This is a genomic window from Christiangramia forsetii KT0803 (assembly GCF_000060345.1).
Lineage (GTDB): Bacteria > Bacteroidota > Bacteroidia > Flavobacteriales > Flavobacteriaceae > Christiangramia > Christiangramia forsetii.
Genome location: NC_008571.1, coordinates 2244653 through 2259107 on the forward strand (window position 1 = coordinate 2244653; position 14455 = coordinate 2259107).

The window sequence follows — 14455 nt, forward strand, 5'->3', positions numbered from 1 at the left end:
GCTCAATGTGACATAAAATGTATAAGATTTCGTATTTTGGTATCTTTACGGTAGGATTATATTAAAGCTTATGATCAAAGGAGAAAAAGATTCCTCCTTTCGTCAGAATGAAAAGCACAGGTCATTTTGATACGAAGCGCAGCGGAGTGAGAAATCTCTGAAATATTACAGATTAAGATTAGATTTTTCACGCAAGTTGGTTGGATGACAAAGCGCACTTCGACAAGCAAAGCGGGAAAAGATTTAATAGCATAAAATATTATTACATATTTCAGTCAATAACAATGGCTCAAATAACAAATTTTAGAGAGTTGTCATTTCGATACGAAGCGCAGTGAAGTGAGAAATCTCTGAAACATGATTCTAACTTAGAATAGATCTCTCCCGTTGGTCGAGATGACAGCTTGTTATATTATAGATTGGATTCCTCCTGCGTCGGAATGACAACCTAACAAGAATGATAAATAGATGCTTTACTTTTTCTTCTTTAAAGAATAAAGATCCTTCCTGCGATCCTTCATATTACGTACACTTCCGAAGTTATGCAGTTCCTTTAAAAGATCGAGATCTACATCTACCAGCAAAGTACTTTCAGTATTTGGCGTCGCTTCAGCTTTTATCCCATTTACCGGAAAAGCAAAGTCTGAAGGAGTTAGCACTGCACTTTGGGAATATTGAATATCCATATTATCAACTTTGGGAAGATTTCCTACAGATCCAGCCATAGCCACATAACATTCATTTTCTACAGCCCGAGCCTGTGCGCAGATCTTAACACGGGAATATCCATTCTGGGTATCGGTCATAAAAGGTACAAAAAGAATATTCATCCCTTCTTCCGCCAGAAGTCTTGAAACTTCAGGAAACTCTACATCGTAGCAGATCAAAACTCCAATCTTTCCACAATCTGTATCAAAAGTTTCCAGTTTATTGCCACCTTTCATACCCCAGGCAGTTTCTTCCGCAGGAGTGATATGCAATTTTTCATAACGCTCATAACTACCATCCCTTCTACATAAATATCCAACGTTATACATATGCTCGCCAATTGCCTGGGGCATACTTCCCGTAATAATATTGATATTGTAATTGATGGCAAATTCCCTGAAAGTTTCTAAAAGTCTTTCCGTATAATCTGAAAGTCCACGTATGGCCTCTGGTTCAGATAAATGATTGAACTGGGCCATAAGCGGCGCATTGAACAATTCAGGAAAAAGTATAAAATCACTCTGATAATTACTTACTGCATCCACAAAGAATTCAATTTGGGAAACCAGTGCATCATAATCTTTGAAAAGACGCATTTGCCATTGTACCAATCCTAACCTCACTACAGTTTTAGTAGTATTTACCAGTTTTTGCGGTTTGGTATAATAGATATTATTCCATTCCATCAAGGTGGCGAATTCTTTACTTTCATGATCTCCCGGCAGATAGCCCTTGATCACTTTCTTGACATGAAAATCATTGTTTAATTGAAAAGAAAGTACGGGATCATGGATCTCCTGTAATTTTACTTTCTCGATATATTTTTTCGTAGTAAGCTCTTCTGAATATTTTCCATAATTTGGAATTCTACCTCCAAAAATGATGGCTTTTAAATTTAAATGCTCGCATAATTCTTTCCGGGCCTCATAAAGTCTTCTTCCAAGACGCATTCCTCGGAATTCAGGATGAATAAAAACATCTATTCCATACAGCACATTTCCATTCTTTGTATGTGTAGAGAAATTTTCCCCTCCTAGAATCTCTTCATAATTGTGCGTATCGTCGAACTTATCATAATCTACAATAATAGAAAGGGCACAACCGGCAATTCGATTGTCTATTACGATACACAGTTGACCCTCTGGAAATTTATTTACAAGTGTCTTGATCTCTCCCTTGCTCCAATATTCGTCAGGCATGGCCTGATAACTTTTCACCATGGAAATCTTTAACTCCTCATAGTCTTTTACACGTAAATTTCTAAGTTCAATTTTTGCTGAATCTATCACGACAATTTATATTTTCTGGTCACGAAGATACTGCAGAATTAGCAGTTTTTTGAATGTCTCTAAAAGATTTGAATTAATTTATCAAACTTCACAAATACCTTCCTTAATGGCAAAGATTACCAGGCCTACCCTACTTTTGACGCGAAGCTTACTAAAAAGACTTTCGCGATAGTTTTCTACGGTCTTTGGACTTAGGTTCATTTCACCGGCAATTGCCTTATAAGTAAGTTCACTGCACGCATGGTTTAAAAACTCCATTTCCCGTGCGGTAAGTTCTTCATATTTCTGCTTCTGTTCTTCCTTGCTCAGGGCTTCTGAAATTGTTTTATTGGAATAATAACCGCTACGATCTATAGCGTTTAATGCATGTTCAAATTCTTCAGGATCTATATCTTTCAGAAGATAGCCCCTGCAACCAAGCCTCAACATTTTAATGATGGTTTCATCTTCCTGATCTACGGTGAGTGTAAGTACTTTTTGATCTGGACGGTTTTTTTTTAACCAGTGCATCGTTGCCATGCCGTCCATAACTGGCATGCGCATATCTAGCAGAACCAGGTCTGGCTTCATATTTCCTGCCTGAAAATAATTCACAAGCTCTTCTCCATTTTTACAAACTTCTATAACTTCAAAACCATCAAACGAATTGACCAGAATTTGAAGGGATTGCGCAAAAAGTTTATGATCGTCAACGATTATGATCGTTTTGTTCATTTATATTGGTCTTGGTTGGATATTGTAAAGATAACGAAGTTCCTTTTCCTATAGAAGAATTCAGAGAGAAATTGGCATTTATCAATTCTGCACGGCTACGCATGTTCAACAATCCCGAACCTGTTGCCTGATGCTCCATATCAAAACCTTTTCCATTATCAAAAGCAGTAATTTCAAGTAAATTGGCAGCGTAGCTAAATTTCACCTCAAGTTTAGAAGCTGCGGCATATTTAATAACATTGGAAAAGAATTCCTGTAATATTCTAAAAAGTATGATACTGTCTTCCTGCGGAATGTTATAAGTCTCCCCTACTATATCCAGTTTCGCTTCAACAACCTCGAGCCTGTTAAAACGTTCAATTTCATTTTTTACTGAAGCTTCCAGACCAACATAGTCGATCACCTCATTATTTAAGGATCTTGAAAGAGCCCTGATCTCTTTAAGAGAACTCGCTACCAGCTCTTTTACTTCCTTAAACCCACTTTGGTTTTCTTCAGAAACTTTCTTGTTTAATACATTTAACTGAATGCTGGCTACCGCCAATAACTGCCCAATATTATCGTGCAGTTCCCAGCTAACATTTTTTAAAGTAGTTTCCTGTATTTCTAAACGGGCATTGGTAAGTTCTGATTTAAAATTTTGTTCAGCCTGAAATTTTTCCTGAAGCAGCTTATTTTTTCTTCTTTGATAAGTGACAAAGAATAATATTGTAAATCCTGCCAGAAAAAGAATAACCAGGATAAAGTATATAATTAGTAATATTTCTTCCTTACGAAGCATTCTGGGAGTGGATTAAGCTAACAAGTATACATAATTTATCTAATACGATTTAGAAACTGAAAAACTAATCTTTAGGCAAGGGATTCTCAGTGTTTCGTCGATATCTATAATCTATGTAAAAACCAAGTGCAAACATGGAATACATGAATATATTGGCGTAGCGTAGTACAGCAGCAAAAACTTCTATAAAAAATTGATTCTCTTCTGTAAAATAATTCACATATAGCTCTATTGGGGGAATTACAAGATACCATAGAAGCACACCTACAGCAATGTAAAAAAACAGGTTTCCGTAGAAACCGACAAGTCTGTCACTTATAAGAATATCATAGAAATAAGCAAAAACACTGGTTACAACAAGAAAGGTTCCAATCGTAAACGTTCCGGTTATATAACGAATAAAAAACTGCCCGCTAAAGACCATATTAAAAATCGCGTATACGATAAAAATCCCCAACGCCCACTTTAAATAAAAAGCGATTTGTTTATTCGCAATCCTTTTACGTAAAAAATAGCAATAAGCCGCTATAAAATATGTCCTAGCAATGTTAAACCACCAAAAATTCCTGGTAAACAGGGAATCCTTTAGAAAAGGAAAGCTTTGATAATCATCAAAATACGCCCAGATAGAATAGCCTCCTAGCAGATCAATAATGAACACCGAGAATAGGAACCAGACAAACTGTTTTTTAAGCTGTTCATTTCTTTGCTTTTTATAGAGATAAAGACTGCCCGCCAGGGCAGCCAGTAATTCCATTAAAAGGGTGACATAGACTTTTCTAGTTATAAGAAAATCAAAGTATTCCTGCATTTAAATAGGTAGGAGTATAATTAATCTTTAGATAAACACAATGATTTTAATAGACTCCCGGAGGCCACATTCCCTGCCCATGGTTATAAGGATCTATTTCTTCATTTTCCTCAAAATTATTTTCGTCCCCCTCATAAGTTCCGGGTGCTTTCTTTTTGGTTGGTGAAAGGAATACGGTGCTTAAGCTGGGCTTATCTTCTTTCTTTGCGTACGATCCCATCCAGATAGTAATCCCGGGATCATTCACATTTTGAGAATTTTCTTTTACATAGGCCAGGTACTCCTCAAGTTCGGCAATACTAAAATTCACCGCACAAACATCAGGATGCTTTTCAGACTGTTCAATAACTCTCCCCCTGGTTTCCCACCATTTTACAGAAAGCTCTCTGGCCCTTGCACGGGTAATACACTTGTTTGGTTTTTCCATCATTGAAAAATTTTGGTTAGTATTTCTATAGTACTGGTGTTAAAAATAGAATTATTAAGAATAAAATGCATCCCTAAAAATCATAAAGGGGAAAATTCCCCTTTTGACAAGGGATCTTCTAAACTATATTTGTCTCAGTCATTTTAGTAAAGCTAAAGTGTTTTGGGGCAAAAAAGTGTTAACGAGATTTGTTATAGTTCTGAGTAGGGTCTTTTCTATAACGCCAAATCGAGTTGGCACTTTTTTATTTGTTTTCCAACAAAGGATATTCTTTCTTGATAAACTTTATTTTCTCTCCGGGAAGTTTTTGAGATAATACCTGTATTCCTTTTTCTGAAAGCTGAAGTATTCTGGGATATCCACCGGTAGTTTGACAATCCCTCATAAGAACGATAATCTTACCTGATGGAGTGAGCTGAACTGTCCCGGGCATAACCGGACTGGTTGTTATAGACTCTAAATTATTCTGAAGTTCTTCCTTCATTTGTACCGCCATTCTATTACTGCTTTCATCCGTTTTAAAATTGTTTTCAAATAAAAGCTTTTGCTGTTCGGCGGTAAGTTTTTCAAATTCAGGTCCCGGATAAACCTCCACTTTATTATCATTTAGATAATTCACATCAATTTTTAGTGAGGAATGAGTATTACTTTCTGAAGAAATTTTCGAGGAGTAAAATAATCTCATGCCCTTTTTTAATCGAAAATCATTAGTAAGCCCTTCATACCAACTTTTACTGCCCATTAATTCTTCTGATTGGAAACCGTCAAGAATTCCCAAATAACATCGAAAACCAGATTTTCGTATTCCAAATTTCAGAATATCTCCTTTTTGAATTTCTATAAGAGAATTTTGTTCAATAGGATTTTCATTTAACTGAGCGGAAAGATTTGCACCACTAATACAAATTGCTGTAGGAGCATTAAATTTTAGCTGAGGACCCTGCATGGTAATTTCCAAAACGGAGGTTTCTTCAGGATTTCCCAAAATCAAATTACAAATTCGCATAGCATATCTGTCCATCACTCCACTATGCGGAACCCCAAATTTTTGAAATCCGAACCTTCCCAAATCCTGAATACTTGAAAATAATCCTGGTTGTAAAACTTCAATTTCAGCCTTCATAATTTTCAGTTTTCAGCGTATAATTTTCAGTTTCAATTTCCTCTTTAATCTCTAAATACTCTTCCGTCGAAACAGCCACAAATTTAATTTTATCACCGGCTGAAAATGGGCTCGGTATGTCCAAATTTTTATCGAATAGATTGACGGGACAATTGCCTAAAATTTGCCACCCACCGGGACTGGTTTTCGGATAGATTCCAGTTTGATTTTCACCTATCCCTACTGCACCTTTTTCAACCGATCTACGAGGTGTATTTTTTCGTGCTATTTCAAGTCTTGGGTCAAGGCCCCCGAGATATAAAAATCCGGGTAAAAAACCAATAAAATAAACCTGGTAAACAGGAGTGGTATGAAGTCGTATTATTTCTTGTTGAGTTATATTTTTTACTTCGGAAATATAATTCAGATCAAGACCAAATTTCTGATCATAACACACCGGAAGCCTATAGATTTTAGACTGGCTTTTTTTTGATATATTAGCTTCTTCTAATACCTTTTTTAGTTCCGAAAATTCACTATAGACATCTTCTATACCAAACATATAACTTATTAATATCGAGTTATATGTGTTGGTTACTTCAACCTTTTGTTTAAATCTTAAATTTTCAATTTTATTTTTATAAAAAAGGACTTTTTTCAGGTTTTCTGAACTGATATTTCCACCGAAATTAATCAAAATTCCACGATCCCCCAGAAGTGATATTTTTGGAAACTCTACCATTAATTCTTCTTTACCCCTATTCCTTTTTCAGCAAATTTTTTATGTAGAAAACGTATGATTTCAACTGAAGAAGGGGTGTCACTATGCACGCAAAAGGTATCTGCTTTTGCTTCCAATTCCAAGCCGGAAACTGTACTGATTTTTCTATTATTATACATGGAAAAAACATGCTTAAAAACTTCTTCTTTCTCAGTAATTAAAGCATCATTTTCAGACCTCGAGACCAGGCTGTAATTCTTGTTATAATTACGGTCTGCAAATGCCTCAAAAATCAATTCAAACTTCCCCATTGCCAGCTCCGATATTTTGGATTTTAAAGGCACATAAAGTTTGAAGTTTTCATCTAAATCTTCAAGACATTCAATGATCATCCTGGCAATATTTTCATCTTTGGCAGCATCATTATAAAGTGCCCCATGAAGTTTTATATGTGACATTTTTCCACCTTCAGATTCCGTAATCTGTTTTAAACTCAACACTTGTCCTTCAATAGAAAGTTTAAGATCCTCCTCAGACATTTCCAGATGATTTCTGCCAAAATTCTGCCGATCGGGATAGGATGGGTGAGCTCCAATTTCAACATCATTTTCCATTGCAAGCCTTACCGTTCTATGCATGGTTTCCAAATTACCTGCATGACCTCCACAGGCAATATTGCAGGCAGAAATTAGCGGCATAAGCTGCTCATCAAACTTCCTCCCTTCTCCAAGATCACAATTAATATGAATTGTCTTTTCCATCTATAAATTCTGAATTACATTAAAAATAGATTTTGCCCCAAGAAACACTGAAAGGGCGATTACTGTAAAACCAGTAATATTCTGAATAAGGTTATTTTTATTCTCTCCTAAAACAGATCGTTGGTTCACAATCCAAAATAAGAAAATTGCAATGATTGGCAGTACAAGTCCGTTGGCAATTTGAGCAAACTGAATTATTTCAACAGGTTTTATTCCTAAAGATGAGAATATAACCCCTAAAAGAATGATAGTCATCCAAACCGATTTAAATTTCTTCGACTGCATTCCGCCTTTCCATCCCATACAACCTTTAACTACAAAAGCAGCTGCCAGAGGCGCGGTTATAGACGAAGTGATTCCAGCTGCCAGAAGACCGATAGCAAGGAAAACAGTTGCTGAACTTCCAAATAAAGGTTCTAATCCTGCCGCCAGATCTGCTACATCCTCTATATTCTCAATATTGGAAGCTGCAGCACAAATAACAATAGCCATTGAAACGAGTCCTCCTAACATCAGGGAAAAAACCAGTTCTTTCCTAACCGTACCCAGGTATTCTGAACCACTCCATTTCTCACTCACCAGGGAAGCATGTAGAAAAAGATTATAAGGTACTACCGTAGTTCCCACCAAAGCTATGATAGTTAGCAAGCCATCACCAAAAGAACCCGGTATAAATCCTTTCAGAATTTCTGAAAGATCCGGTTTGGTAAGAAAGGCGGTAAATATAAAAGCGACACTCATTAATAAAACAAGTGCAATAAAGACTTTTTCAAGTTTCTTATAACTTCCTAAAAACAATAATATAGAAGCTATTCCTCCAATTAGCACACTCCAAATATTAATATCTAAAGCTCCTATTTTAAAACTGGCCGAGGTAAATACAGCTTCCATACCTAAAACCGCACCAGTGATATTACCAGCCTCATAGGCCGCATTACCAATGACAATTGCTGAAAAAATCAGGCTTAAAATAATTAATCGAAGTATAGGATTCTTGAGTTCCCCACGTATACATTCACTTAAACCTTTCCCGGTAATAAGGCCAAGCCTTGCAGACATTTCCTGAAGAACGATACATGCGAAAATGGAAATAAATAAAGCCCAGAGTAGTGCATATCCAAAATTAACCCCGGCAAGACTACATACGGTTACCGTTCCCGGACCAATGAATGCCGCTGAAACCAAGATTCCCGGACCTAAGTTCCTGAAGAAACTTTTCACTCTTTAACCTTGTTCCCAGATTCCTGTAAAGCGTAAATTGCAAATGTTCCTAACCAATGGCCGCCTTCATAACTATCCCCGACAACATTCGGGAATGAATAAGAGACATGCTCATTAGCAAGTGATTTAAGATGTCCAAATGAATCTGGATATTGATTAGCAAGACCGTAAAAGATCCAGGCCCGGCTAAAATTAAGTCCGTCGAGGTGAACCAGTTTACCATCAGTACGGTCTGATACTTCCCCCACTTCCATTTCAAAATCCTCCTCTTTTATTTGAGGCATAAAATCATCAACCCACAGGCTGAATGCATTTTTAGGTAAAACCCTCCTCATAATATCAATTTCAGAAAGACATGGTGAAAGAAAATCATAGCCTCCTGGCTCCCACGATACCGGACAGTCATCATCTTTTAGGTAGAAATCCTGCGATCGCTTTTTCACCAATTCTAAAAATTCAGAGTTTTCTGTAGTTTTAGCATAATCATATGCAAATGCCAGTGCAAAAGCGCTGTTGGTATGCTCCCCAACCCTAATTGGATAGTTCAGTTTGGGAAGAAATTCAGTATATTTTTGAACAATTAAATTTGTTAGCGGCTGCAAATTTTGAGATAATTCTGTACCAAGAGGATCTTCCCAGGTTATTAATTCCTCAGAAAGTTTTAATAACCATGCCCAACCGTACGTACGCTCGTAAGAAGTGCTTTCTTCTCTTTTAAAATAGGCAATCTCACCTTGAATATTTTCAGCAGAAAGAGATTTGGTAAGAGCCTCTCTAACTGCTTCTTTCTTTTCTAAATCTGGAAACTGCTTTAAAAGGCTCACCAATGACCAGTGTGCATGAACCGAAGAATGCCAGTCGAAACACCCGTAAAAAGCAGGATGAAGCTCATGAGGCTCTCCCATTGCTTCTTTATTTTCAAGTGTTTGTCCTAGCTTGTTTGGGTATTCTGTATTTATGCACCCTAGAGGAAGTTCAACGAGCCTATTCGCTTCTTTTTCACCCAAAACCACCATCTCAGCAGGAATCAAGCCGTCGGGAAGAATATCTTTCGTACTCAGCGTGTCATTATTATTTGTTTTCTTCTCTGGATCCTTATTAACATCACCTTTACAGGAAATTGCGAGCAAGGTAATAGCAAGTAAAATAATTCTTTTCATTTAGGCGATTTATTGGCTGTGATATTTCAGATAACTCAAAAATAGAAATTTAGGATAAACATCTAAGTTAATAAAGTATCAACTAATTATTCATGTTTCAATTAATTTTAAAATTGGAATAGAGATTTCAGAAAAACCCAAAACTATCATTTAACTGATCTACAGTTAGTTGTAATTCTAATATATCTTTAGAGAAACTAAAAAGTATCTTATGAATTTAAATTCAATTTGCCGGTCGCTTTATGCTATTTGAGTCTTTCGTGTAGTTCTTTTCTTCTATTAGTGATGCTCAGCTGGAAAGATGAGTCCTTACCAGTGTTTTAAATTAATAAAACCCTCTTTGGTTTATTCTGAAAAGGAATAAAATAAAAAATTTATTAAAACCGACTATCCCTGAGGCAAGCCGTAGGGGGAATTTATTAGGTTGAATAACCTAGAAGCCGCTCTGAAATTGGAGGAAAATCCGTTAACAAAACCAGATTCAGCAGATAATAATTTTAATATGGAACTAGCTAATTATTTTAAGGAAGCTGAAAATTTAAAAATTTCGGCAAATAGGGAGAATGCCGCAGCATGCGCAAAAATGGCAAATTCTACCTGTACTTTAAGAAAGGATTTTGTTTACACTAATATTCCTAATATCGACCAGGTTCAAAGAGGTAGAGCAACCGACCAGTATATAGAAATGCTAAGTCTGATTGATAGAATAAAAAATTGGACCGTAGTTAGTTATTGATTCACTGAGCGTTCTTAAAAATGCTTCGGAGGCAGTTTTGGTAAAACATCCAGACCCTTCCAGGAATTATAACCCCTATTGGAAAACGCCGAAAATTAAATACTACAGAATGGAAGCAGAATATCGCTGAGACATTATAATTTTAACTGAGAAAAGAATGTACGTCTACAGTTAAACATAATGGTTTACGCCGCTGGTGAGGATACTGATTTTGATACAACCTGGTGTTATTATAAATAGTTTAACCCAACCAGCCTTCCCTGTCCAGGCTTCTGTACTGAATTGCCTCGCTAATGTGATTCTCAAGAATATTTTCTGCTCCTTCAATATCTGCAATGGTTCTAGAGACTTTAAGAATACGGTCATAAGCCCTGGCTGAAAGATTTAATCTCTCCATGGCTGTTTTCAATAATTTTTTGGATGGATCACTAAGTTTGCAATATTCCCGGATCTGTTTAGGGCCCATTTGCGCATTATAATGGATATTATCAAAATCCTGAAAACGATTAGACTGAATCTCTCTTGCTACCGTAACCCGTTCCCGTATTTCAACACTACTCTCTCCTTTTCTGTCCTCACTCAGTTTTTCAAATGGAACCGGAGTAACTTCAATATGAATATCTATGCGGTCCAGCAACGGGCCGCTAATTTTACTTAAATATCGCTGCATCTCGTATGCTGAAGAAGTTCCCGGAGTATCGGGATCATTGAAATATCCACCAGGACTTGGATTCATACTTGCCACCAGCATAAAACTGGAGGGATAGGTTACCGTAAATTTAGCCCTGGAGATCGTCACTTCCCTATCTTCAAGTGGCTGCCGCATTACTTCCAGAACTCCCCGTTTAAACTCAGGTAATTCATCTAAAAACAATACGCCATTATGCGACAGGGAAATTTCACCTGGTTGAGGATAAGCGCCACCGCCAACAAGCGCTACGTCTGAAATGGTGTGGTGCGGACTTCTAAAAGGTCTGTGAGACATTAATCCTACATTCTCTTTTATTCTTCCCGCTACACTATGAATTTTAGTAGTCTCCAAAGCTTCCTGCAAAGTCATAGGAGGTAAAATACTGGGCAGCCTTTTCGCCAACATGGTTTTTCCCGCCCCCGGTGGACCTATCAAAATAATATTATGTCCTCCTGCAGCAGCAATCTCCATGCATCTTTTAATAGACTCCTGACCCTTTACATCTGCAAAATCAAAATCGAAGTCGTTCAGACTATCATAGAAAATTTCCCGGGTGTTAATCTCGGTTCTTTCCAGTTCCAGACCACTATTAAAAAAATCTATTACCTGTGTGATATTATTTACACCATAAACTTCCAGTCCTGAAACTATTCCTGCTTCACGGGCATTCTGCTCGGGAAGAATAAAGCCTTTAAAACCTTCTTTCTTAGCCTGAATAGCGATAGGTAAAGCTCCTTTTATAGGCTGAAGACTTCCATCCAGCGAAAGCTCACCCATAATGAGATATTCAGAAATATTCTCTGCTTTAATCTGATTTGATGCCGCGAGGATTCCCAGGGCAAAAGTGAGGTCGTAGGCAGAACCCTCTTTACGAAGATCGGCTGGTGCCATATTAATAATGATCTTTTTTCCGGGAAGTTTAAACTTGTTATTTTGAAGGGCGGCGGCAATACGATAACTGGATTCCTTTACGGCATTATCGGGCAATCCTACCAAATGATAACCAATACCAGAAGCAATATTCACCTCAACAGTAATGGTCGTTGCATCCACCCCATACACTGCACTGCCATATACCTTAATAAGCATATTATCTTTTTTATGAGAAACGGCAGGGTCTTTTTGAATTTCTCTTGGTAGGAAATTTACACTTTATTATTTATTTAAATAGATTTAATTTTCAGAATAGTTCAATTCAGTACGAATTTTACCGGGCTTATTCTCGTGCTTCTTCAACAGGATAGAAAAAGTAGTTCCATGATCTTCATTGCTTTCCAGATCAACGCTACCCCCATGTGCTTGAGCTACGCTTTTCACAAGTGTTAATCCCATTCCCCAGCTTTCCAATCCGACATTTTGAGGTTCTTTTCCTCTATTCAGGAATTTAAATATATCAGCCTGATTTTCTTCTGTGATCGGATTTCCATCATTATGAACTTTGATCACAACTTCACTTTCGCTATTTTCAAGGCTAATTACTATCGCGTGTTTTCGGGAACCATATTTTACTGCATTAGTAACAAGATTTTCAACAACCCTTCTAATTGCAGTTCCATCAAATACTCCTCTTATTTCATCTTCTTTGCTTTCAAGAATAATCTCATTCGTATAAATCTCAGATGCCTCATTAGAAACCCATTTGATTTCTTTTAATATGTCTATTTCCTCAAAATTTAGTGTAATCCCTTCTCCTGCTTTTACGCTAATGGCATCTAGCAAGCCCTCCACAAGATCCAGCGACTTTTTAAGACTTCTCAATCCCATAGCTTTTAAATTTTCAATGCGTTCTTTGTCATCATCCAGCCCAATTACATCCAGCGCAAAATACGCGGCTGAAATCGGGTTTCGTATATCATGAGCAAGCGTACCAATAAGCTTTTCCCTCATTTCCTGTAGAGAATCGGTGAAAGAACTTGCTGATGTGAGCATGGCCGTTTCCATAGTATATTTGAGAATAATACCAACTTCCTTGGTATAGACCTCTTTCTCTATAAGTGTTTCAGTAAGAACTCTATGAAAAATCACATATTCCCTTAGAATCTGTTTTACCGTGTAATTCGAAGAGGTTGCCCGATGCCTGCCATGATCCAGACTATTCTTAATAATTTCGTCATACTCTTCATGGCTTTCCATATCTATAGAACCATCATATCTCTCTATAATTTCCGCAATATCTTCAAGAACATTTGGTAATTGATTTCTTAATGCCAGGTTACTGGAAATAGATGCCGCGGGAATTTCTTTTACCACACGACGCTCCCACTCTTCCATTATTTGGGGGCTGTTTACATTAATTACTTCTGAAGCACTTTTCATTTCACAATTTTTAGCCATGAAATTTAACATAAATTTTTGATTATTTAACGTTTAAACCTAATTGTTGCAATTTTTGTGGGATTAGCGTTAAATAAAAAAAGCCCGCTAATTAGCGAGCTTCTATAAATATTGAAAAATGAGCTTATGAAATTTTTAGCACGTTCTTTCTATAATATTCTATTAATGCATCGATTGGTCTTCTTACAATATTTCCCAATTGAATCCCGTAAGGTTGTAATACCGCTCGAATAATATCTTCACTAAAGAATGCAATAGAACCGATAAAATGTACTGGAACAGAATTGACTTGCGGATAAATCATCACCCGTGAATGTACAAAATCGGTTAATCCCTCATGCAGTAGTTTATAAAAATATCCATTCCGTTCGTTGGTAAAAATGAATTCAGCAAAATTAGCCAGATAGGTATTTGGATTATCCTTTCTGTACAAATGCATTTTGATGGTATCAGAATTGAGATCAAATTCTTTCTCAAATTTTTCAGCGATTTCAGGAGGCATTCTTTTATAGTAATAATCCCTGATAAGTCTTTTTCCGAAATAATTCCCGCTGGCTTCGTCCATCAAAATATAACCAAGGGAATCTACAGCCTGGATCACCTGCTTTCCATCAAAATAGCAGCTATTGGAACCCGTCCCCAGAATACATACAATTCCAGGCTCACTAGTAGCAGCGTGTACAGCAGCTACAGTATCTTCCATTACTAAAACCTCATCGGCATTGGTAAAATAGTTTGCTATAATACTTTTAAGTAATTCTCTTGGAGTTGGAGTGCCACAACCGGCACCATAGAAATGAACTTTCTCAATAGTGTCTCTTACTTCGGCGAGTTCAGGGTTTTCAGCAAGCCTTTCTTCTAATATAACTTCCTTAAAAACAGCAGGATTCAAACCTTTGCTTCTGGTCTTAAAGACCTGTTCTCCTTCATTATTTAGAAGTATCCAGTCACATTTGGTGGAACCCCCATCAGCAATTAATATCATGTGTTCAGATGATT

At 36.9% G+C, this 14455-nt stretch carries 14 protein-coding genes; 1 reads left to right on the plus strand and 13 read right to left on the minus strand.

The genetic code is table 11. The features are described 5' to 3' along the window. Window positions 1-473: 473 nt before the first annotated feature. The 10 genes from GFO_RS09945 to GFO_RS09990 form a co-directional block, all read right to left on the minus strand. The gene (locus GFO_RS09945) at window positions 474-1997 is read right to left on the minus strand and encodes a carbon-nitrogen hydrolase family protein (RefSeq protein ID WP_011709984.1); all 1524 of its coding nucleotides are present in this window, start codon (window positions 1995-1997) and stop codon (window positions 474-476) included. Between the two features lie 81 nt (window positions 1998-2078). Then, window positions 2079-2711 carry a response regulator transcription factor gene (locus tag GFO_RS09950; RefSeq protein WP_011709985.1) on the minus strand — a complete coding sequence of 211 codons (633 nt, stop codon included), beginning with the start codon at window positions 2709-2711 and terminating at the stop codon, window positions 2079-2081. Continuing rightward, complete coding sequence (locus tag GFO_RS09955; RefSeq protein WP_011709986.1) at window positions 2686-3492, minus strand: sensor histidine kinase; 807 nt, start codon at window positions 3490-3492, stop codon at window positions 2686-2688. Before GFO_RS09955 ends, GFO_RS09950 begins: the two co-directional genes overlap by 26 nt. A gap of 64 nt (window positions 3493-3556) precedes the next feature. Beyond that, window positions 3557-4303: a hypothetical protein gene (locus GFO_RS09960; protein WP_011709987.1), complete on the minus strand. Its 747-nt coding sequence runs from the start codon at window positions 4301-4303 to the stop codon at window positions 3557-3559. Between the two features lie 46 nt (window positions 4304-4349). After that, entirely contained in the window at window positions 4350-4733 is a 384-nt protein-coding gene (locus GFO_RS09965; protein ID WP_011709988.1) for a hypothetical protein, read from the minus strand. 241 nt (window positions 4734-4974) lie between these two features. Further along, window positions 4975-5853 carry a 5-oxoprolinase subunit C family protein gene (locus GFO_RS09970; RefSeq protein ID WP_011709989.1) on the minus strand — a complete coding sequence of 293 codons (879 nt, stop codon included), beginning with the start codon at window positions 5851-5853 and terminating at the stop codon, window positions 4975-4977. Further along, window positions 5843-6574, minus strand: coding sequence for a 5-oxoprolinase subunit PxpB (gene pxpB / locus GFO_RS09975; protein ID WP_011709990.1), 732 nt, complete (start codon window positions 6572-6574; stop codon window positions 5843-5845). The genes GFO_RS09970 and pxpB overlap by 11 nt, the downstream gene beginning before the upstream one ends. After that, the gene (gene pxpA / locus GFO_RS09980) at window positions 6574-7314 is read right to left on the minus strand and encodes a 5-oxoprolinase subunit PxpA (RefSeq protein WP_011709991.1); all 741 of its coding nucleotides are present in this window, start codon (window positions 7312-7314) and stop codon (window positions 6574-6576) included. The genes pxpB and pxpA overlap by 1 nt, the downstream gene beginning before the upstream one ends. Next, window positions 7315-8535: an Nramp family divalent metal transporter gene (locus GFO_RS09985; protein WP_011709992.1), complete on the minus strand. Its 1221-nt coding sequence runs from the start codon at window positions 8533-8535 to the stop codon at window positions 7315-7317. After that, window positions 8532-9695 carry a DUF2891 domain-containing protein gene (locus GFO_RS09990; RefSeq protein WP_011709993.1) on the minus strand — a complete coding sequence of 388 codons (1164 nt, stop codon included), beginning with the start codon at window positions 9693-9695 and terminating at the stop codon, window positions 8532-8534. Before GFO_RS09990 ends, GFO_RS09985 begins: the two co-directional genes overlap by 4 nt. 424 nt (window positions 9696-10119) lie before the next feature. Here GFO_RS09990 and GFO_RS09995 point away from each other — a divergent pair, with 424 nt between their 5' ends. Then, complete coding sequence (locus GFO_RS09995; RefSeq protein ID WP_011709994.1) at window positions 10120-10431, plus strand: hypothetical protein; 312 nt, start codon at window positions 10120-10122, stop codon at window positions 10429-10431. A 241-nt stretch (window positions 10432-10672) separates the two neighbouring features. Here the strand turns inward: GFO_RS09995 and GFO_RS10000 are convergent, their stop codons facing one another. From GFO_RS10000 to GFO_RS10010, 3 genes are all read right to left on the minus strand, one after another. Further along, window positions 10673-12211, minus strand: a complete 1539-nt coding sequence (locus GFO_RS10000) for a YifB family Mg chelatase-like AAA ATPase (protein ID WP_011709995.1) — start codon at window positions 12209-12211, stop codon at window positions 10673-10675. An 84-nt stretch (window positions 12212-12295) separates the two neighbouring features. After that, entirely contained in the window at window positions 12296-13438 is a 1143-nt protein-coding gene (locus GFO_RS10005; RefSeq protein WP_041250339.1) for a sensor histidine kinase, read from the minus strand. Between the two features lie 142 nt (window positions 13439-13580). Then, a complete protein-coding gene (locus GFO_RS10010; protein ID WP_011709997.1) occupies window positions 13581-14441 on the minus strand; it encodes a hypothetical protein in 861 nt (286 codons plus the stop codon). Between the last annotated feature and the right edge of the window lie 14 nt (window positions 14442-14455).